The sequence below is a fragment of the Pseudomonas sp. DF11 genome (genome assembly GCF_058148565.1).
The window spans coordinates 609,363-628,484 of record NZ_JBYVYN010000001.1; the positions used below are offsets into that span (position 1 = coordinate 609,363).

20 protein-coding genes are annotated in these 19,122 nt (G+C 60.2%); 11 read left to right on the forward strand and 9 right to left on the reverse strand.

The features are described from left to right. Positions 1-15: 15 nt before the first annotated feature. The 3 genes from AC30D9_RS02500 to AC30D9_RS02510 form a co-directional block, all read right to left on the reverse strand. Positions 16-942, reverse strand: coding sequence for a Gfo/Idh/MocA family protein (locus AC30D9_RS02500; RefSeq protein WP_134924549.1), 927 nt, complete (start codon positions 940-942; stop codon positions 16-18). 145 nt (positions 943-1,087) lie between these two features. Continuing rightward, a complete protein-coding gene (locus tag AC30D9_RS02505; RefSeq protein ID WP_490143347.1) occupies positions 1,088-1,867 on the reverse strand; it encodes a DeoR/GlpR family DNA-binding transcription regulator in 780 nt (259 codons plus the stop codon). 108 nt (positions 1,868-1,975) lie between these two features. Next, complete coding sequence (locus tag AC30D9_RS02510; RefSeq protein ID WP_490143348.1) at positions 1,976-2,983, reverse strand: aldo/keto reductase; 1,008 nt, start codon at positions 2,981-2,983, stop codon at positions 1,976-1,978. A gap of 92 nt (positions 2,984-3,075) precedes the next feature. Here AC30D9_RS02510 and AC30D9_RS02515 point away from each other — a divergent pair, with 92 nt between their 5' ends. Then, on the forward strand, positions 3,076-3,978 hold the full coding sequence (locus tag AC30D9_RS02515) for a LysR family transcriptional regulator (protein WP_490143349.1): 903 nt from the start codon (positions 3,076-3,078) through the stop codon (positions 3,976-3,978). Positions 3,979-4,083: 105 nt separating this feature from the next. Here the strand turns inward: AC30D9_RS02515 and AC30D9_RS02520 are convergent, their stop codons facing one another. Then, entirely contained in the window at positions 4,084-4,425 is a 342-nt protein-coding gene (locus tag AC30D9_RS02520) for a YajG family lipoprotein (RefSeq protein WP_134924553.1), read from the reverse strand. A gap of 152 nt (positions 4,426-4,577) precedes the next feature. Here AC30D9_RS02520 and AC30D9_RS02525 point away from each other — a divergent pair, with 152 nt between their 5' ends. Next, positions 4,578-4,814, forward strand: coding sequence for a hypothetical protein (locus tag AC30D9_RS02525; RefSeq protein ID WP_134924554.1), 237 nt, complete (start codon positions 4,578-4,580; stop codon positions 4,812-4,814). On the opposite strand, the gene AC30D9_RS02530 is transcribed toward AC30D9_RS02525, so the two are convergent. Continuing rightward, a complete protein-coding gene (locus AC30D9_RS02530) occupies positions 4,811-5,689 on the reverse strand; it encodes a hypothetical protein (RefSeq protein ID WP_490143350.1) in 879 nt (292 codons plus the stop codon). The two genes, AC30D9_RS02525 and AC30D9_RS02530, sit on opposite strands and share 4 nt — an antisense overlap. Before the next feature lie 110 nt (positions 5,690-5,799). Between AC30D9_RS02530 and AC30D9_RS02535 the strand changes: the two genes are divergently transcribed. Continuing rightward, a complete protein-coding gene (locus AC30D9_RS02535) occupies positions 5,800-6,252 on the forward strand; it encodes a thiol-disulfide oxidoreductase DCC family protein (protein ID WP_490143351.1) in 453 nt (150 codons plus the stop codon). Positions 6,253-6,260: 8 nt separating this feature from the next. Here AC30D9_RS02535 and AC30D9_RS02540 read toward each other — a convergent pair whose 3' ends face one another. The 3 genes from AC30D9_RS02540 to AC30D9_RS02550 all read right to left on the reverse strand — a co-directional run bounded on the left by AC30D9_RS02540 (position 6,261) and on the right by AC30D9_RS02550 (position 8,906). Beyond that, positions 6,261-6,752 carry a DUF2269 family protein gene (locus tag AC30D9_RS02540; RefSeq protein ID WP_490143352.1) on the reverse strand — a complete coding sequence of 164 codons (492 nt, stop codon included), beginning with the start codon at positions 6,750-6,752 and terminating at the stop codon, positions 6,261-6,263. A gap of 2 nt (positions 6,753-6,754) precedes the next feature. Then, entirely contained in the window at positions 6,755-7,882 is a 1,128-nt protein-coding gene (locus tag AC30D9_RS02545) for a saccharopine dehydrogenase family protein (protein ID WP_490143353.1), read from the reverse strand. A 118-nt stretch (positions 7,883-8,000) separates the two neighbouring features. Continuing rightward, a complete protein-coding gene (locus AC30D9_RS02550; protein ID WP_490143354.1) occupies positions 8,001-8,906 on the reverse strand; it encodes a LysR family transcriptional regulator in 906 nt (301 codons plus the stop codon). A gap of 111 nt (positions 8,907-9,017) precedes the next feature. Between AC30D9_RS02550 and AC30D9_RS02555 the strand changes: the two genes are divergently transcribed. Next, positions 9,018-9,869 (forward strand): NmrA family NAD(P)-binding protein, encoded by an 852-nt coding sequence (locus AC30D9_RS02555; RefSeq protein WP_307572063.1) that lies wholly within the window; start codon positions 9,018-9,020, stop codon positions 9,867-9,869. Between the two features lie 12 nt (positions 9,870-9,881). Here AC30D9_RS02555 and AC30D9_RS02560 read toward each other — a convergent pair whose 3' ends face one another. Continuing rightward, positions 9,882-11,069 (reverse strand): XylR family transcriptional regulator, encoded by a 1,188-nt coding sequence (locus tag AC30D9_RS02560; protein ID WP_232200919.1) that lies wholly within the window; start codon positions 11,067-11,069, stop codon positions 9,882-9,884. A gap of 154 nt (positions 11,070-11,223) precedes the next feature. On the opposite strand from AC30D9_RS02560, the gene xylA reads away from it, so the two are divergent. The 7 genes from xylA (at position 11,224) to AC30D9_RS02595 (ending at position 18,964) form a co-directional block, all read left to right on the forward strand. Next, on the forward strand, positions 11,224-12,540 hold the full coding sequence (xylA, locus tag AC30D9_RS02565) for a xylose isomerase (protein ID WP_307572061.1): 1,317 nt from the start codon (positions 11,224-11,226) through the stop codon (positions 12,538-12,540). A 148-nt stretch (positions 12,541-12,688) separates the two neighbouring features. Continuing rightward, complete coding sequence (xylF, locus tag AC30D9_RS02570; protein WP_109753000.1) at positions 12,689-13,690, forward strand: D-xylose ABC transporter substrate-binding protein; 1,002 nt, start codon at positions 12,689-12,691, stop codon at positions 13,688-13,690. 184 nt (positions 13,691-13,874) lie between these two features. Then, the gene (gene xylG / locus AC30D9_RS02575) at positions 13,875-15,431 is read left to right on the forward strand and encodes a D-xylose ABC transporter ATP-binding protein (RefSeq protein ID WP_134924561.1); all 1,557 of its coding nucleotides are present in this window, start codon (positions 13,875-13,877) and stop codon (positions 15,429-15,431) included. Further along, the gene (locus AC30D9_RS02580; RefSeq protein ID WP_307572060.1) at positions 15,432-16,568 is read left to right on the forward strand and encodes a sugar ABC transporter permease; all 1,137 of its coding nucleotides are present in this window, start codon (positions 15,432-15,434) and stop codon (positions 16,566-16,568) included. It begins immediately after the preceding gene. After that, positions 16,568-17,029, forward strand: a complete 462-nt coding sequence (locus AC30D9_RS02585; protein ID WP_307572059.1) for a GNAT family N-acetyltransferase — start codon at positions 16,568-16,570, stop codon at positions 17,027-17,029. Before AC30D9_RS02580 ends, AC30D9_RS02585 begins: the two co-directional genes overlap by 1 nt. A 17-nt stretch (positions 17,030-17,046) precedes the next feature. After that, positions 17,047-18,186, forward strand: coding sequence for an epoxide hydrolase family protein (locus AC30D9_RS02590; protein ID WP_490143355.1), 1,140 nt, complete (start codon positions 17,047-17,049; stop codon positions 18,184-18,186). 499 nt (positions 18,187-18,685) lie between these two features. After that, positions 18,686-18,964, forward strand: a complete 279-nt coding sequence (locus AC30D9_RS02595; protein ID WP_307572057.1) for a fructose-bisphosphate aldolase — start codon at positions 18,686-18,688, stop codon at positions 18,962-18,964. Positions 18,965-19,122: the final 158 nt, after the last annotated feature.

Sequence of the window (19,122 nt, forward strand, 5' to 3'; positions counted from 1 at the left end):
CTGCGGTTCCTTGGGTTAATCATAGAACGGCTCGACCGCCGTCCGACTGCCGACAAAGAAGCTGTCCGCGACCAACCGCAACGGCTGCAGGTCCATGTCGCTGGTTTTATCGGCAATCAGTTGCTGGAAATGTCGATACACCGCAGCGTATTCACCTTCCTCGGATACGGCCTGGCGTACGCCGTCGATGCTCAACAGTGCACCACCGTTGTCCAGGCGCAGGACGCCTTCGGCGCAGCGAATCTCGATGCTCCAGAGTTCGTCATGACCATGGTCGAAATCGAATTCCGCACGGATATCGAGGTGACGCGCGTCGGCCATCTTGATGCTGGCGGCAATCGGCGACTGGCAGTTATTCGGTACGCGCAACTCGGCGGATTCCACGAACAGCGGCAGCGCCAACAGATGGGTCACAATCGACAAGGCATTGATGCCAGGATCGAAGACGCCCAGGCCACCGGGTTGCCAGATCCACGCCTGGCCGGGGTGCCACTTGCGCACGTCTTCCTTCCAGTCGATCTGCACGCTGTGCAAGGTGCGACTCGCCAGCCAGTCACGGGCGGCTTCGATGCCCGGTGCGTAGCGCGAATGCCAGGCGAACAGGCCGCTGACGCCTTGCTCGCGGACCTGCTCCACCAACGCCATGGCTTCCCCCAGGGTGGCGCACGGCGGCTTTTCCACCAGGACATGCTTGCCCGCCGCCAGTGCCTGTTGTACCAGGGCGAAGCGACCTTGTGGCGGCGTGCAGAACGCAATCGCGTCGACCTGCGGACCGTTCTCGAGCAACTCGCCCAGGGACCGGAAGTTCTCCACCCCGGCGCAAGGCTGTCCCTGCGTGGCGACAGCCACCAGTTGGAATGCGGGGTTGGCGTGGATGGCTGGAACGTGTTGATCCTGGGCAATCTTGCCGTAGCCCACCAGACCGAGACGAATCGGTTGCATCGATGACTCCTGATTTTTGTACTTGTGATCGGGCAGCAAACTAGACGCAAATCGCCCGGCGGACAATGGGGGCCTGCAGTATCTATACGATTGTCTTGTGCAATACGGCAACAGCAGTGCGGCAACGACGTCAGGTCCGCCGCTGTTAACGGGCAGCCGTCACGACGTTGCTCACCCGGCCGAAGAAGGGCTCCAGTCGCTCACTCGGCGCGTCGTGCTCCACCACCAGGGTGGTGACTTCTTCGCAAGAGGCCACCTGGTAATGGGCAACGCTGGACAGCTTTTCATTGGTCACCGCCGCGATCACCTGTCCACTTGCCGCGACCACCGCGCGCTTGAACTCGGCGTCATCCAGGCCGAACGCCGTGACACCGTTGTCCGGATCGATGGCGCAGGCGCCGAGCAGACACACGTCGAAACTGAACTGGCGCAATTGCTGGACAGCCGTCAACCCGATCACGCCGCCCGCGATTGGATTCACGCGACCACCCAGCAAAATGACCTCGGCGCGGGGCAGCTTCATCAACTGAACCGCAATCAGTGGCGAATTGGTGGTGAGGGTCAACGGAAGTTGCGGATCGATCGCGCAAGCCACGGCCAGGTTGGTTGAGCCGACGTCAATGAAGACGTGTTGGCCCGCGCGCAGCAGCGCAGCGGCCGCCTGGCCGAGACTGCCCTTGCGCGCCGGGTCTTTGCGCACGCGTACGTCCAAAGGCCCTTCGACAGCGGGCAAGAGTATTGCGCCGCCATAAACGCGCTTGCAGACCCCCGCCGCTGCCAGTGCACCCAGGTCACGCCGTATCGAATGCTCGGATACCTTGAATTCGCTGGCCAAATCGGCCGCGATCACCCGGCCATACCGGGCAAGACGCTGGCTGATCAATTGCTGGCGTTCGCCGGGGAACGCTTCGTGAGGAGAAGTCATGACATCACAACCTGCATAAACGAGCACTAATAATCACAAACGAGCAGATAGTGCCGGTTATGCAGCGAGGCGTCAAACCCGCTCAACGGAACGTTTGCACGATGAAGGTCAAGCGCTCCCAGGGACATTCGTGCCCATACCCAAGGGCAGGAAGGGTTGGATCTCGGCGATTTCCTCGGCGCTGAGGTGCAACTCCGAGCCGGCAACCACCCCGTCGACCTGCGCGGGGCGGCGGGCACCGACGATGGCACCGGTGACCACTGGTTTGCGCAACACCCAGGCGATGGCGACTGCCGCCGCGCTCACCCCGTGGCGTTCACCAATACCGGCCAAGACCTCGACCAGCGCCAGGTTCGCGCTCAAGCGAGGCTCCTGAAAGTCCGCGCTTCGGGCCTTGCGCCAATCGTCGTCGGGCAATTGGGCGATGCGCTCGCGCGTCATGCTGCCGGAAAGCAGCCCCGATTGAAGGGTGGAATAGGCCAGGACACCCATTCCGGCCTGCTCGCAAAAGGGCAGGACGTCGTCCTCGATGTCCCGCATCAAGGCGGAATAAGGCGGTTGGAGTGAAACGATCTCAGTCACCGCTCGCGCGCGCTCGAGTTGCGCAACGTCGAAATTGGATACGCCGATAGCACGAATTTTCCCCTGTTCACGGGCGGTGGCCAACGCTGAAAGCGCCCTCTCGATTCCTTCACTGCCGCCGTCGGCAGGAAAGGCCGGCCAGTGGATCTGATAAAGATCGATGGTTTCGACTTGCAGCCGGCGCAAGCTCGCATCGACCTCGGCGAGCAGCGATTGGGGCTCCAGTGAGTGTGAGATCGCCTTGGTGACCGGGTCCCAGACCAGGCTGCCCTTGGTGAATACCAACGGACGCCGCGACGCCGGCACCCGACGCAACAGTTGCCCGACCAATTGCTCGGCATGGCCCAAGCCATAAACCGCCGCCGTGTCGATCCAGTTCACACCGCGCTCGACGGCATATTCAAGGGCAGCCAGGCTGTCCTCGTCGTCCTGCGCCCCCCAGCTGTATTCCCAACCGGTGCCAGCAATCGCCCAGGTTCCCAGGCCAATGGGCGAAATCAATAAGTCCGATGATCCAAGGCGATTCTTTTGCATAGCGAGTTCTCCACAGATGATGTGGGCAGTATCCGCGAGCGATCTAACGACGATAAGATGGGTAATCGCACTTGAACTAATGAACAGGATTCATGAGTAAGCACCCCGACCTTTCCGAACTGGACGCCTTTGCGGCCGTCGCTCGCCATCGCAGTTTTCGCAAGGCCGCTGACGAGCGTGGCGTTTCGGCCTCTGCATTGAGCCATGCGATGCGGGCGCTGGAAGCACGCCTGGGTGTCAGGCTGCTCAACCGCACCACACGCAGCGTGACCCCGACCGAGGCCGGCCACCAACTGCTGGCAACGCTGGCCCCTACCCTGCAACAGGTTGCCGATGCGCTGGCGCAACTGACCTCGATGCAAGAAGTGCCCGCCGGCAAGCTTCGCCTCAACGTGGCGCGTCCGGCGGCGCGTGCGGTATTTGCGAAAGTGCTCGCGCCATTCGTGGCCAGGTATCCGCGTATTCAACTGGACCTGGTCACCGATGATGGCTTGACCGACATCGTGAACGAGGGGTTTGACGCTGGCGTGCGCTTTGGCGAAAGCTTGGCCGGCGACATGATTGCGGTCCCTGTCGGCCCTCCTCAATCGTTCGTGACCGTCGCTTCACAGGCTTATCTGGGCACAAAGGGCATCGTCCAGGCTCCACGGGACTTGCTCGACCATGCCTGTATCGCCCGGCGTTTTCCCAGCGGCAAACTCTATGCCTGGGAGTATCAGGCGGATGGGCAACCGATCCGCTTGTCCGTCACCGGTCCGCTCATTCTTGAAGACGATGGGCTGATGATCCAGGCGGCAAAAGATGGTGCCGGGATTGCCTACGTCTACGAGGAACTGGTGCGCGATGACATCCGCAATGGGCAGCTCACGGAACTGCTTGCGCAGTGGAAAGCCCCACCAAGCCGTTTTTTTCTTTACTACCCCAGCCGGCGCCACGTGCCACCGGCCCTCAAAGCGCTCATTGAATTCATCCGGGCGGATGATTGGCGAACCTGAAACCAGCAGACAAAAAAAGCCCCGCGACCGAATGCGGTGCGGGGCAAGGGAATTGGTTGGTTGCGGCCAACCAAAGGAGCACGGTGAAAAGCGTTTACGGGCCGGTCAGATGCATTCCTGCGCGGCGCGTTCAAAACTCGAGGGCAGGAGGTTGGAGGCCAGCAAATGCCGCTCGTAGATGAATACCTTGCCGCCGCTGCCGGCCTTGTAGGCTTCCAGCACGTTGTCCGCCGCGACTTTGCTCGGCACCACGATGCGGTAGCTGCGCTGGGTCTGCGAGACCGTCGGGTTCAAGGCGCTGCCCTGCAATTTCGGTACGACGCATTCAGCGTATTGGGCCGGCGTCTTGCTGGTCTGCAAGGTCAGGGTCGGGTCGTTCGGCGCCGAGGCACAACCGGCCAGCAACAACGGGGAAAACGCCAGGGGAAGTAAAAATAAACGGCGCATGGGTTGGGTCCTGAAAATAAAAATATTGGGTTGCGTATTCGATGGCGCTGATTTTCCAATGATTGTCGGCAAAGCAGAACTTGCATTTCGTAATGGTCACTATTACTCCTAGCAATAGTTGCAGGCCGAGAAAGATTGATGAGGTATAGCCAATGAGAACGTTTGATCTGATTCGCGACGCGGTATTGCCCGATTTCCGTGAGCGGGTGGCTGATTACCTGGTCCAGTACGAGACCGTGTTGTTGAGCGGCACCGAACCCGACCCGGAGCTCAAGCGGGACACGGCCAATCAACTGCGCGGTTATCTGCGCGGGTTGAACACCACTCGGGTATTGGGCATGGCGGACTGGGAAGAACTGGATCGGCGGGTGGTGGATACGTGGCTTTAGCGCCCGGCTGGATGCGCCCTGCTCACCAAACGCTGCACCCACGCGGCATCCTGGTCATTGACCACCCCATAGCGGTTCGGCGGTAGAAAATTCCACTGATGGGCGACCTCTTCCAAGCGCCTGAGCTCATCGGTAGACATCCAGTACGGCGTATCCACCAATGGCATTGGCGCACCCTCGAAACGCCGGCCCAGCTGCAAGTTCGTGCCGGGGGCAAAAGCAATCGCCAGTTGCTGGCGAGGTCGCAGCAGCTTGTCCGGCGCCGGCATTTGCCCTACTCGCCCATAGCTGAAGTCGCCCGGATACTGCTCCTTGAGCACCAGCCAATGCCCCGCCGTGGTCTGGGCCAGGATCCATTGCGACACACCACTGTCTTGCAGGCATTTCAGCTTGCCGTCGCTCCATTGCATGAGGGTGTTGCAGTCCGGGTCATAGTTGTTGGACCACAGGCTGACGCCGGAAACCAGGGTATGGTGTTCGAGCTCGACCATCCCTTGATCGGGCATCGATTGCCAATAACGCTTGGTCGGGTCGCGCTTATCGCGCAAGAAGTTGTGCAGGATCCACGCAGCCATGAACAGCAAGGTGGCGAGCACGAGCCAACCAAGGGAGGCTCCGGCGATCAGGTCGAGGTCGACGCCTGGGGCGGATAATCCTTGATAGACCAGCAGCCCCAGCAAAAACACGATGCCCGGCAACACCGGGCCCAGGCACAACGGCGGCACCAGCACCTCGATCCAACTGAAGCGATGCATGGACGCACGCTCACGCGCCCAGGCTTGCTCCTGGGGGAGCATCGGCACCTGCGCCCGAGGGCCAATGTCGGGATCGGGAGTCTGGAAGCGCATGTACAGGGTGTAGGTGTCATCGCTCATGGATCGGATCATGCCCTTGAAATCATCATGGTCGAGCCCCCCTTCGGGACGCCCTGTGACGCTGGAACACGCGTATTATCCGGGTAACCAGGCGCCAAGTAGACACATTCATGCCCATCTCCCAAACTCGCCCCTCACCCGCGCCCTTGCTCGAGCCAGGCGAGACAGTGGTCCTGTTCGACGGCGTCTGCAAGCTGTGCAATGGTTGGGCGAGGTTCTTGATTCACCATGACCGCGACCGACGCGTGCGGCTAGCCGCTGTGCAGTCACCCGCGGGCCAAGCGCTGCTGGCCTGGGCTGGCTTGCCTCAGGATCAATTCGACACCATGGCGGTGATTCGCGATCAGCACTACTGGGTGCGTTCGGATGCATTTTTCGAAGTCGCCGCTCAGTTACCCGCCCGTTGGCGACCGGTAAAGCTGTTGCGCCTATTCCCCCGCGCGTTTCGCGACTGGGCCTATGACCGCGTTGCGTTGAATCGCTATCGGCTCTTCGGAAAATACGATACGTGCCTTCTGCCGGACCCAGATCATGAACGACGTTTCTTGAAGGCGCCCATCTGATTGCCCTCCTACCCCAATAACCCAACCAACTGCCATGGCGTCATCTTGGTCACCATGATCATCACGATCACAAACATCCCCGAAAATCCGCAAATGCCCAACCAGAACCATTTTCTGTACACGGGCAGGTACTGATCATCGAGCGCCTTTGCGGCCTCGACCGCGCTTGAAGCCATCACGTACAACCGCTTCTGAAGCACCAATACCGGCAACCAAAGCGCCCCCACGCACAGGAAGATGATCAGCGAGGTCAGCACCCATTCCGTGGTCAGGGGAAGCCCGGCAAGTTTCATCAGCAGGTAGCCTGTCGTTATCTGGACAAAACCGGCTGGCGTGGTAATCCAGGTGTCGAACTGCACGACCGTCCTGGTCACATGCGCAATCACCTGAGGGTTGGCCGTGCGGCTGGCGGCGATCAGATAGAGGTAGGAGCCCATGCCGAATCCGAACAGGAAAACAGCGGCGATGATGTGAATGTACTTCAGGCACAGGTAGAGCATGGTCAACCCTGCCCGTCAGAGAAGTGCACGGACAGGCTCAGGTTTTCCGGATCGTTGATCGCGGCCATGTATTCGTCAACGGTGATTTCGCCGACGCACGCACGGGCGCCGGGTGCGGGCAAGTAGCCCTGGGCGAGTTTTGCAGCCCAGGCGACGGCGGCACAGCTGGGAATCTCCGGACCTTTGTCATTCAAGGCCGTGAGCTGCGCCGTCATGAACAACGGTTCTCCTTCGGGCCCGATGCCCTGGACATCGATGTACATCGCACTTTTGCCATCGCCGAATCGTTCGAACCACAACCCCCAGCGATGAAGCCTTGCGGCCCAAGGGGCATGGTCACGGACGATGCCTTTGCGCAGTGCCTGGGCCAGCAGGTAGTTGGCCAGGCCACCGAGCTTAAGGCCGGAACCGGCCTTGAAACTCAGGTTTTGTGCGCCATAACGGCCGGCAAAGATATCCATGTCCGGCACGTCGACATTAGCCAACAGGCGAGAGCCCATGTGCGGCATTCTGCGCAGCTCAAGATCCTGCCAGCCCAACACCTCGTGCACTTGCCCGTTCTTGAGCTGCTTGATCGGCTTGCCGGCGTAGGCCAGGACGCCTTCGACGGTGGACAGTCCGGGCATCTTGGCCGAAGAGGAAATCCCATGCTCAATCGAGTCGATGCGTTTAAAGCGATAGCGCTGCTGATCGATGATCGCGGCCGATAGCGTCGGCACTGAACTGCAACCACTGAGGATCGCCACGCCCGCCTGCTTTGCCCGGGCATCGAGAGCGCCAATGCCAGTGACGAAAGCCCTGGAGTCGGACAGGTCACAGTAGTTCACACCCGCGTCGATACAGCTCTCAGCCATTGCATAGGATTGGCTCTGAAACGGCCCGCCGGTATGGATGACCAGCTGGATGTTCATCGAGCCCAAGACGGATTTGAACTCAGGGCCCAGGGCATCGCCGCACCAACTTTCGCAAACAGTGCCCGATTGGGTTTTCAACTCAGCGACTTTGCGTAGCAACTTCTTGGGATCACGGCCCGAGAGCACCAGTTCTATACCTGGCATCACCACCAAGTGCCTGCAAACGATGCTGCCGAAGTTGCCATACCCACCGACCACCAACACCCTGAACGCCATTCAATGCTTCCCTAATAAGTCGATGAGCCTGCGCCCTTACCGCAGCCCTGCCCAGCATCAGTCCATGCCTGCACATCGTATTCGTTAAATATTCAATGACGCTAAATCATTGATCCTATTATCGACTGAGCGCCACCACAAACTCCAGGAACGCTCGCACCTTCGCCGGCGGCAAGTGCCTTGAAGGGTACAAAGCGTAGAGCGGAAAATGTTCATCTGGCCAATCCGGAAAGAGCTCGATGAGCCGTCCTTCACGTAGGGCAGCGTCTAGACCCAATTCCAACACCTGGGCAACGGCATGACCGTCCTCACAGATTCGGTGCATGGTGCCGACATCATTGACCATCAGTCTTCCGTGCGTTTTGACACTCAAACGCTCGGCACCTCGATGGAATTCCCAAATGAAAGGCTTGCCTGTTTGAGGATTTCGAAAGTCCACGCATACATGCTCCGCGCGCTCGAGCTCGGACGGATGCAGCGGACGACCGTGTTTTTCCAGGTAAGCCGGGGACGCGACAGTAAGCACCCGGGTTTGCAGCAACTGCCTGCCGATCAGTGAAGAGGAAGGTTGCTCGCCAAAACGCACAGCCAGGTCCACACCATCGGCCACCAGATCCCCCATCTGCTCGCGGGTCACTAGATCCAGCTCGATCGCGGGGTAGGTTGCCATGAAGCTTCCAAGCGCGGGCGCCAGGATCAGCCTGGAGAAATACGGGTCAACATTGACCCTGAGCCTGCCCCGTACAGCCGTAGCGCTGCCAGATGCGACCGTCGCCGCCTCCTCCAATCCGGCGAGCAATGGCGCTATTTCTTCGTAAAGGCGGCGTCCTTCATCTGTGAGCTTCACCGAGCGAGTAGTCCGGTCGAATAAGCGAATTCCCAGTCTCGCTTCGAGACGCGCGACTGCCCTGCTGACCCCGGACTGAGTCATATCCAGCGCATCCGCAGCCTTGACGAAACTTCCGCTATCGACCACCGCCGAGAGTACCCCCATGCCGCTGACCAAGCGCCCGTCGAAGCTCATTGATGATTCTCCGTCATATAAGCAATGCGACTCATGATATCGAAGAAGGCTTGGAGCCAGCGCAATAATTCCCCCATAGCGGCAACAGGTCGCTCTTCAAGAGGAATTGGTATGTATACGGTTATGGGTGTTACGGGTCAGGTAGGTGGCGAAGTTGCTCGCAACCTGCTGGCTGCAGACAAGCGAGTCAAAGTTATCGTGCGTGATGCTGAGAAAGGCAAAGCGTGGGCCGCGAAAGGTTGCGAAGTCGCGATTGCTGACGCTAACGACATCAACACACTGATCCCTGCTTTCAGTGCCAGTACTGGCGTGTTCATCCTGTTGCCTGCCAACTTCGATCCTTCCGAAGGTTTTGCGCAGACACGCCAGATCATCGAAAACCTGCGCACAGCGCTTGAGACAACCCGGCCTGAAAAGGTGCTGTGCATCTCCACGATTGGCGCCCAGGCACGTCAGCCAAATCTGCTGAACCAGCTTCAAATCCTCGAGCAGAGTTTTGGCACGCTGGACCTGCCCATCACGTTCCTGCGCCCAGCCTGGTTCATGGAAAACAGCCTGTGGGACATCGAGCCCGCCAAGAGCAGCGGCGTGATCCCGAGCTTCCTCCAGCCACTGGATAAGCCCGTTCCCATGATCGCTACCGCCGACGTCGGCAGGGTAAGCGCCGAACTGCTGCAGGAAGATTGGTGTGGCAAGCGAATCGTCGAGCTGGAATCCGAGCACCAGGTTACACCCAACGATATCGCCGCTGCTTTTTCGCAACTGCTGGATAAACCCGTGAAAATGGAAGTGGTGCCCAGCGATACCTGGGAGGCACTGTTCCGCTCTCAAGGCATGAGCAACCCCAGTCCGCGCATCCAGATGCTCCATGGCTTCAATGAAGGCTGGATTCGCTTCGAAGGTATTCCGCGCAAAGGACGTGTTGGCTTGAAAGAAGTATTGTCGGCACTTCTCTCTCGCTAACCACAATGCGGATCAGTGAGTCGCCGCGTTAGCCCCCTGCTGATATTCCCGAGGCGTGCAGCCGAACTCACGGCGAAACACCGTATGCAGGTACTGCGCCGATTTGAAACCGCAACTCTGGGCAATGTCGGCAATCGGCGAGTTGGTGTTTTCCAGTCCGTTGGCGGCAGCGGCCAGCTTGAAACGCAGGATTTCGTCGTGGACGCTGCAGCCGCGCTCCTTGCGAAAGTGCGATTCCAGCGATGAGCGCGACACGCCCACATAGGCCGCCACCTGGGCAGTCTTGATGCCCTGGCAGGCGTATTGGCGGATGAAGAGCATTGCCTGCATCACATATGGGTTGCCCAACGGCTGGTGCAGGCTCGAAACCTGCACATTGATCGCATCAGGCGGTATCAGAATCTGTGTGCCCGTGGACGGCATGCCGTGCAGCATTTGATGGAGCAGGCGCGCGGCGGTGCGGCCCATGGTTTCGGTGCCCTGGATCACCGAGCTCAGCGGCACCCGCGTCAGGCTGCGGGTCAGCGGGTCGTTGTCGATGCCGATCAACGCCACTTGCTCGGGCACGGCGATCCCGGCGGTCAGGCAGGCTTGCAGCAGCTGTCGGGCCCGCGCGTCGCTGACGGCGATGATGCCGATGGGTTTGGGCAGGCTTTGCAGCCAGGCGATCTGCTGTTCGACGGCGCTGTCCCAGAGCGGTGCGCTGGTGCCCATGCCGCGATAGACCTCGGCGTGCAGGCCATCGCGCTGCATCAGCCGGCGAAAGGCCTTTTCCCGCTCCTGGGCCCAGCGATTGGCTTGGGCTTCAGGCAGGCTGAAACAGGCGAAACGGGTCAACCCGGCCTCGACCAGGTGCTCGTAGGCCAATTTCATCAACGCCTCATTGTCGGTGGCGACATAAGGAATGCCCTTCGGATAAGCGCGTTCATCCTGATAAGAACCGCCCACCGCCACCACCGGCAGCTTGATCCCGGCCAGCGCCTCGCCAATCAGCGGGTCGTCGAAGTCGGCAATGATCCCGTCGCCCTGCCAGCGCTCGATGCCTTTCAAGCGGCAGAGAAAATCCTCTTCGAGGAACAAGTCCCAGGACGCGCGCGTGCTGCTCAAGTAGTTGCCGATGCCACTGATGATGCCGCGGTCGTAGATCTTGCTGCCGTTGAACAGGAGGGCAATGCGGTGAACGGGCGGGACGGTTTTCATTGGTTTAACCCTGGGCCGATGAACACAGACTAGGCGCGCAGCCAGCGAATCTCAATACTCAAAATCGAACGACCCGTTGGTGATTTTCGTAATCAGCAGCCATAGGGCCGGCGTTAGTATCGAGACACCGCCAAGAATAAAAAGGAAACTGCACATGCCGTACTTCCCCGGTGTCGACAAGATTCGCTACGAAGGCTCCGCCAGCGATTCGCCACTTGCCTTCCGCCACTACGACGCCAACAAACTGGTGCTCGGCAAACCCATGCGCGAGCACCTGCGCATGGCGGTCTGCTACTGGCATACCTTCGTCTGGCCGGGCTCGGATGTGTTCGGTGCCGGCACCTTCAAACGCCCATGGCAGCGCACCGGGGATCCGATGGAACTGGCCATCGGCAAGGCCGAAGCGGCCTTCGAGTTCTTCTCCAAACTGGGCATCGACTACTACTGCTTCCACGACACCGATGTCGCCCCGGAAGGCCATTCGCTGAAGGACTACCGTAACAACTTCGCCCAGATGATCGACCACCTGGAGCGCCATCAGGAGCAGACCGGGATCAAGCTGCTGTGGGGCACCGCCAACTGTTTCAGCAACCCGCGTTTTGCCGCCGGCGCCGCCAGCAACCCGGACCCGGAAGTGTTCGCCTGTGCCGCCGCCCAGGTGTTCAGCGCCATGAACGCCACCCAGCGCCTCAAAGGGTCCAACTATGTGTTGTGGGGCGGTCGTGAAGGTTACGAAACCCTGCTCAACACCGATCTCAAGCGTGAGCGCGAACAACTGGGCCGTTTCATGCGCATGGTGGTGGAGCACAAGCACAAGATCGGCTTCAAGGGCGACCTGCTGATCGAGCCCAAGCCCCAGGAGCCGACCAAGCACCAGTACGATTACGACAGCGCCACGGTGTTCGGTTTCCTGCAACAGTACGGCCTGGAAAACGAGATCAAGGTCAACATCGAAGCCAACCACGCCACCCTGGCCGGGCACAGCTTCCATCACGAGATCGCCACCGCCGTCTCGCTGGGAATTTTCGGCAGCATCGACGCCAACCGTGGCGATCCGCAGAACGGCTGGGACACTGACCAGTTCCCCAACAGCGTCGAGGAAATGACCCTGGCCACCTACGAAATCCTCAAGGCCGGGGGCTTCAGCAATGGCGGCTTCAACTTCGACTCCAAGGTCCGGCGCCAGAGCGTGGACGAACTCGACCTGTTCCACGGCCACATCGCCGCCATGGATGTCCTGGCCCTGGCCCTGGAACGCGCGGCGGCCATGGTGCAGAACGATCAGTTGCAACAGTTCAAGGACCAGCGCTACGCCGGTTGGCAGCAACCGTTTGGCAAGGCGGTACTGGCCGGTGATTTCAGTCTTGAATCACTGGCCGAGCATGCCTTCGCCAACGAGCTGAATCCCCAGGCCGTCAGCGGTCGACAGGAGATGCTCGAGAACGTGGTCAATCGGTTTATCTACCCCTGACAACGGGCAATGTCCGGGGCACAGGGGCTGTTACATTCTCGCGACAAATCTGTGCCCACGGCGCCCCGCAACGCTCTACAGTTCTATCCCGGTACCACGCTCATCGTCAGGCAGTGTCTTTCAAACAACAATAAAAGGACGCACCACCATGAAAACCTTCAAACGCACGTTACTCGCCGGCGCCCTCGCCCTCCTGTCTCTCCCGGTCATGGCCGATGCGGCCCACCCGAAGATCGGTTTCTCCATCGATGACCTGCGCCTGGAACGCTGGTCGCGGGACCGTGACTACTTCGTCGCGGCGGCGGAAAAACTCGACGCCAAGGTCTTCGTCCAGTCGGCCGATGCCAACGAGCAGAAACAGATCTCGCAGATCGAAAACCTGATCTCCCGTGGCGTCGATGTAATCGTCATCGTGCCGTTCAATGCCACCGTGCTGACCAACGCCGTCGCCGAAGCCAAGAAGGCCGGGATCAAGGTGGTGTCCTATGACCGCCTGATCCTCAATGCCGACATCGACGCCTACATCTCCTTCGATAACGAAAAAGTCGGCGAGATGCAGGCCAGCGGCGTGTTGAAAGCGGCGCCCAAGGGTAACTACTTCCTGCTTGGCGGCGCCCCTACGGACAACAACGCCAAGGTCCTGCGCGAAGGCCAGATGAAAGTGCTGCAACCGGCCATCGACAAGGGTGACATCAAGATTGTCGGCCAGCAGTGGGTGAAGGAGTGGAACCCTACCGAAGCCCTGAGCATCGTGGAAAACGCCCTGACCCGGAACAACAACAAGATCGATGGCATCGTCGCTTCCAACGACGCCACCGCCGGCGGCGCGATCCAGGCCCTGGCCGCGCAGAAAATGGCCGGCAAGGTACCGATCTCCGGCCAGGACGCCGACCTCGCCGCAGTCAAGCGGGTGATCGATGGCACCCAGACCATGACTGTCTACAAGCCGCTGAAACTGATTGCCTCCGAAGCCGCCAAGCTCTCGGTGCAACTGGCGCGTAACGAGAAACCCAGCTTCAGTTCGCAATACGACAATGGCAGCAAGAAGGTCGATACCATCCTGCTCACCCCCACGCCGTTGACCAAGGACAACATCGACCTGCTGGAAAAGGACGGGTTCTACACCAAGGCGCAGATCGCCGGGCAGTGACCAAAGCACGGATCTTTGGTTAAGCAAAGATCCTGTGGGAGCGAGCCTGCTCGCGATGACGGCAGCACATCCACTATTGATGCCAGCTGACCCATCGCCATCGCGAGCAGGCTCGCTCCCACATGCCCTGTGACTTGACTGGCATCGGGGTGATGCCTGAGCCCTCTTTATTCGAGCCTTCGCCATGTCCGACTACCTGCTGCAAATGAACGGCATCGTCAAAACCTTTGGCGGTGTCAAAGCCCTGAATGGCATCGACATCAAGGTCCGGCCGGGTGAGTGCGTCGGCCTGTGCGGCGAGAACGGCGCCGGCAAATCGACGCTGATGAAAGTCCTCTCGGCGGTCTATCCGTATGGCACCTGGGACGGCGAAATCCTCTGGGACGGCCAGCCGCTCAAGGCGCAATCGATCAGCGAAACCGAAGCCGCCGGGATCGTCATCATTCACCAGGAATTGACCCTGGTCCCCGACCTGTCGGTGGCCGAAAACATCTTCATGGGCCACGAGCTGACCCTGCCCGGCGGACGCATGAACTACCCGGCGATGATTCACCGCGCCGAGGCCCTGATGCGTGAACTCAAGGTGCCGGACATGAACGTCTCGCTACCGGTTTCCCAGTACGGCGGTGGCTACCAGCAGTTGGTGGAAATCGCCAAGGCGTTGAACAAACAGGCGCGGCTGCTGATCCTCGATGAGCCCTCCTCGGCCCTGACCCGTTCGGAAATCGAGGTGCTGCTGGACATCATCCGCGACCTCAAGGCCAAGGGCGTTGCCTGCGTGTATATCTCCCACAAGCTCGATGAAGTGGCCGCCGTGTGCGACACCATCTCGGTGATCCGCGATGGCAAACACATCGCCACCACCGCCATGACCGAGATGGACATTCCGAAGATCATCACCCAGATGGTCGGACGGGAAATGAGCAACCTCTACCCCACCGAACCCCATGAGGTCGGCGAGGTGATTTTCGAAGCACGCCACTTCACCTGCTACGACGTCGACAACCCCAAGCGCAAACGAGTCGACGACATTTCGTTCGTGCTCAAGCGCGGGGAAATCCTCGGCATCGCCGGACTGGTCGGTGCCGGTCGCACGGAACTGGTGTCGGCACTGTTCGGCGCCTACCCCGGGCGCTACGAAGGCGAAGTCTGGCTGGGCGGCCAACAAATCGACACGCGCACGCCGCTCAAGTCGATCCGTGCCGGCTTGTGCATGGTCCCTGAAGACCGCAAGCGCCAAGGCATCATTCCCGACCTGGGGGTGGGTCAGAACATCACCCTGGCGGTGTTGGACAACTATTCGAAAATGACCCGCATCGACGCCGAAGCCGAACTGGGCAGCATCGACAAGGAAATCTCGCGCATGCACCTCAAGACCGCGAGCCCGTTCCTGCCGATCACCAGCCTCTCCGGCGGCAATCAGCAAAAAGCCGTGCTGGCGAAGATGCTGCTGACCAAACCCCGCGTGCTGATCCTCGACGAGCCGACCCGCGGCGTGGACGTCGGCGCCAAATATGAGATCTACAAGTTGATGGGCGCGCTGGCGGCCGAAGGCGTGTCGATCATCATGGTCTCCTCGGAACTGGCCGAAGTGCTGGGGGTATCCGACCGCGTGCTGGTGATCGGCGAAGGCCAGTTGCGCGGCGACTTCATCAACCACGAACTCACCCAGGAACAGGTGCTCGCCGCCGCACTCAGCCAGCCCGATGGCCATAACAATAATGCTCGGAAGTCCGCGTAGATGAATCAGGTCAAACAACTTTTCAGCCGCTACAAAATGCTCGCCCTGGTGATCGCCGTGGCGGTGATCTGGCTGTTCTTCAGCTGGCAGACCGACGGCGGGTTCGTGACCCCGCGCAACCTCTCCAACCTGCTGCGGCAGATGTCCATCACCGGGATCCTGGCCTGCGGCATGGTGCTGGTGATCATCAGTGGCGAGATCGATTTGTCGGTGGGTTCATTGCTTGGGCTGCTCGGTGGCCTGGCGGCGATTCTCGACGTGGTCTATCACATCCCGCTGCTGGCGAACCTGAGCCTGGTGGCCTTGTGTGGCCTGGTGATCGGTTTAGGCAATGGCTACATGACCGCCTACCTGCGCATCCCGTCGTTCATCGTCGGCCTGGGCGGCATGCTCGCCTTTCGCGGCATCCTGCTGGGAGTGACTGGCGGCACCACCATTGCCCCGGTGTCACCGGAGCTGGTGTACGTCGGCCAGGGTTACTTGCCGCACACGGTCGGAACCGGGCTCGGCGTGCTGCTGTTCGCCTTGACCCTGTTCCTGACCTGGAAACAGCGGCGCAACCGGGCCCTGCATGGCCTGGCGGCGCACTCACTGGTGCGTGACGTATTGCGCGTGGTGCTGATCGGCGCGGTGCTGGCCGGGTTCGTCTATACCCTCAACAGCTACGATGGCATCCCGGTGCCGGTGCTGCTTCTGCTGATCCTGCTGGGCGTGTTCAGCTACGTCACCAGCCAGACCGTGTTCGGCCGCCGCGTCTACTCGGTGGGCAGCAACATGGAAGCCACACGCCTGTCGGGCATCAACGTGCAAGCGGTGAAACTGTGGATCTTCGGCATCATGGGCGTGATGTGCGCCCTCGCTGGCATGGTCAACACCGCACGCCTGGCCGCTGGCTCGCCCTCGGCCGGCAACATGGGCGAACTCGACGCCATCGCCGCCTGTTTCATCGGCGGTACTTCCATGCGCGGCGGCTCCGGCACCGTCTACGGCGCCCTGCTCGGCGCGCTGGTGATCACCAGCCTGGACAACGGCATGTCCATGCTCGACGTCGACAGCTACTGGCAGATGATCGTCAAGGGCAGCATTCTGGTGCTGGCGGTGTGGGTGGATGTGAGTACGCGCACGGGACGGCGCTAGTGGTCAGGTCAACCGGTGAATTGGCGATACACCAGATCTCAGCCCTTGCTCCTCAAATCCCGCTGTTGGAGACCGAGGCAGTTGCAGAGGGTTTCAGGTTCCTCACCCGTTTGGTAACAGATTGGAAAAACGGCTCCAATCGGTTCGACCGCCCCGGTGAAGGGCTTTTTGGAGCCTTCTGCAATGGGCAACTGATTGCCATAGGTGGTCTTTCTTGCGATCCCTATGCAGGGCCGGATACCGGTAGACTACGCCGGGTGTACGTCGCACCTGCTTCAAGGCGCCAGAGCGTGGGTAAGGTTCTGGTGCAACACCTTCTGGAATATGCGGCCCTGAATTTCCGTGTCGTTCGCCTGTCCACGGATACACCGCAGGGAGCCGCATTTTACCTGCGCTGCGGATTCCAGCAGGTCCAGGACGATTCTGCGACGCATGTCATTTCATTTGTAGATGCCACCTGATCACGGCGAAAACACCCATGCTCATCAACCCCTTCTCCATCGATATCCCCGAACACGCCCTTGAAGACCTGCGGCATCGCCTGAGCAACACCCGGTTGCCGGATCCTTTGGCCGGGCAAGGTTGGGACGAGGGCATCGACATGGACGTGCTTGGGGAGCTTCTCGCCTATTGGTCGAGCGCGTTCGATTGGCGCGCCCAGGAAGCGGCGCTCAATCGCTTGCCGCAATTTGTCGCCGACATCGGCGAGCAGCAGGTCCACTTCATTCATCAGCGAGGCGTCGGACCGAATCCAATGCCTCTCATCCTCACCCATGGCTGGCCCGGGTCCTTCATCGAGATGCAGCGCATCATCCCGCTGCTGACGGACCCGGCCAGCCATGGCGGCGATGCTGCGGATGCCTTCGATGTGGTGGTGCCGTCGCTGCCCGGCTACACCTTTTCCGCGCCGTTCCAGCAACCTGGCATGGGCCCCTATGAAGTGGCCGGTTTGTGGAGTGAGTTGATGACGGGGCTCGGCTATAAGCGGTTTGGCGCCCAGGGTGGAGACATCGGTGCAGGCGTGTCGACGTGGCTGGGCGTGCGTTTTCCCGAGCGCGTGACCGGCATTCATCTCAATTACATCCCCGGTTCCTATCGCCCGCCCCTTGGCGAAACCGAGCCCCCGCAGACAGCGGCAGAAACCGCGTTTTTGCAACGTGCCGGGGCATTTGCCGATGCCGAAGGCGCCTATGCCCACCTCCAGAGAACCAAGCCGCAAACTCTGGCCGTGGGCCTGAATGATTCACCGGCGGGACTCTTGGCGTGGATGGGCGAGAAGATCTTGTCCTGGTGCGATACCAACCCCGCCATCGATCGAGAATGGCTGCTGACCAATGTCACCCTGTACTGGCTGACGAACTGCATCGGCTCGTCGTTTCGTCAGTATGTGGAAGGTAGCAAGCGGCCGTTGCTGTTCAACAGCGGCGAACGGGTGAAGCCACCGGTTGGGGTGGCGTTGTTTCCCAAGGAGCTACCCATGCCGCCAAGGAGCTGGGTGGAGCGCTGCTGCGACGTGAAGCGTTGGACCATGATGCCCCGAGGTGGACACTTTGCGGCGTTGGAACAGCCGGAGTTGTTGGCGGAGGATATCAGGGCGTTTTTTCGGGGCTGTCGCTAGAAATCCGGAAAATAATCACCCTCCGGCGGTGATTTGGCCTTCTGAAAAACTCGTAGGAATTTACCTCTGTGGCGAGGGGATTTATCCCCGCTGGGCTGCGAAGCGGCCCCAAACCAGCGACCTTATTTCGCCAGGTACTCCGCAGGTACCGGTTTTGCGACTGCTGCGCAGCCGAGCGGGGATAAATCCCCTCGCCACAGGAGGCACGTGCGTCCTACAGGTCGGTTGTGGGTGCCGGGATCGACTTCTATAGTTGGGTCGTCGCTGGCTTTGGCCGGTGGCTGGGTTTCGCAGCCCTTGATGAAAAAGATCTAATACCGTCAAATGAAATTCAGGCAAACTTGCCCGCGTTCATTTTATGGCGGTTGTGCGCGGGAGACTTTCGGGTCTGCCGAGTTTTTGGATTCTTTCCTCGGTCTGCGAACCCTCGCGCAACTGCCACCCATTTGATTCGCAGCAAAAAGGTGGCATTTCTTCTTTCTTAAAGGAATTCAACCTCATGACAATTCACTCATCCAGCCGCTTCACCCCTCTCACCCAAACCGCCACCACCCACCCCGTCCTGCTGATCGACACCCAAGCCCCACTCCCCGAACTCCACGCCTGCGCCAGCGAACGCCTGCACGCCACGCTCGATTACCTGACCTTGGTCGCTTGCAGCAGCCTGCGTGATTCGGCATCGAGCGACATCAACACCATCACCAACGTCGCCCGGATCCTGGTGCAGGATGTGGCGGATGTGTTTGGCGTGATCGAGCGGCGCGGCCTCGAAGCCTGATCCCTTCGCAACAAGACCACAACTGAATTGATGTGCTCGTCAATGTTGACGCCGATTACCGGCTCGCCCATCCCATGGATGCACTTGGCCGTCCTATTTCACCGTCAATAACCAATAACTGAAATGCACGCAGCCCCGGCCGGTTCCCTTCGTCGTTG

Excerpts from the sequence above, each read along its gene's own strand:
- AC30D9_RS02500 (WP_134924549.1), bottom strand. The coding sequence starts at position 942 with ATGCAACCGATTCGTCTCGGTCTGGTGGGCTACGGCAAGATTGCCCAG.
- AC30D9_RS02505 (WP_490143347.1), bottom strand. The coding sequence starts at position 1,867 with ATGACTTCTCCTCACGAAGCGTTCCCCGGCGAACGCCAGCAATTGATC.
- AC30D9_RS02510 (WP_490143348.1), bottom strand. The coding sequence starts at position 2,983 with ATGCAAAAGAATCGCCTTGGATCATCGGACTTATTGATTTCGCCCATT.
- AC30D9_RS02515 (WP_490143349.1), top strand. The coding sequence starts at position 3,076 with ATGAGTAAGCACCCCGACCTTTCCGAACTGGACGCCTTTGCGGCCGTC.
- AC30D9_RS02520 (WP_134924553.1), bottom strand. The coding sequence starts at position 4,425 with ATGCGCCGTTTATTTTTACTTCCCCTGGCGTTTTCCCCGTTGTTGCTG.
- AC30D9_RS02525 (WP_134924554.1), top strand. The coding sequence starts at position 4,578 with ATGAGAACGTTTGATCTGATTCGCGACGCGGTATTGCCCGATTTCCGT.
- AC30D9_RS02530 (WP_490143350.1), bottom strand. The coding sequence starts at position 5,689 with ATGAGCGATGACACCTACACCCTGTACATGCGCTTCCAGACTCCCGAT.
- AC30D9_RS02535 (WP_490143351.1), top strand. The coding sequence starts at position 5,800 with ATGCCCATCTCCCAAACTCGCCCCTCACCCGCGCCCTTGCTCGAGCCA.
- AC30D9_RS02540 (WP_490143352.1), bottom strand. The coding sequence starts at position 6,752 with ATGCTCTACCTGTGCCTGAAGTACATTCACATCATCGCCGCTGTTTTC.
- AC30D9_RS02545 (WP_490143353.1), bottom strand. The coding sequence starts at position 7,882 with ATGGCGTTCAGGGTGTTGGTGGTCGGTGGGTATGGCAACTTCGGCAGC.
- AC30D9_RS02550 (WP_490143354.1), bottom strand. The coding sequence starts at position 8,906 with ATGAGCTTCGACGGGCGCTTGGTCAGCGGCATGGGGGTACTCTCGGCG.
- AC30D9_RS02555 (WP_307572063.1), top strand. The coding sequence starts at position 9,018 with ATGTATACGGTTATGGGTGTTACGGGTCAGGTAGGTGGCGAAGTTGCT.
- AC30D9_RS02560 (WP_232200919.1), bottom strand. The coding sequence starts at position 11,069 with ATGAAAACCGTCCCGCCCGTTCACCGCATTGCCCTCCTGTTCAACGGC.
- xylA (WP_307572061.1), top strand. The coding sequence starts at position 11,224 with ATGCCGTACTTCCCCGGTGTCGACAAGATTCGCTACGAAGGCTCCGCC.
- xylF (WP_109753000.1), top strand. The coding sequence starts at position 12,689 with ATGAAAACCTTCAAACGCACGTTACTCGCCGGCGCCCTCGCCCTCCTG.
- xylG (WP_134924561.1), top strand. The coding sequence starts at position 13,875 with ATGTCCGACTACCTGCTGCAAATGAACGGCATCGTCAAAACCTTTGGC.
- AC30D9_RS02580 (WP_307572060.1), top strand. The coding sequence starts at position 15,432 with ATGAATCAGGTCAAACAACTTTTCAGCCGCTACAAAATGCTCGCCCTG.
- AC30D9_RS02590 (WP_490143355.1), top strand. The coding sequence starts at position 17,047 with ATGCTCATCAACCCCTTCTCCATCGATATCCCCGAACACGCCCTTGAA.
- AC30D9_RS02595 (WP_307572057.1), top strand. The coding sequence starts at position 18,686 with ATGACAATTCACTCATCCAGCCGCTTCACCCCTCTCACCCAAACCGCC.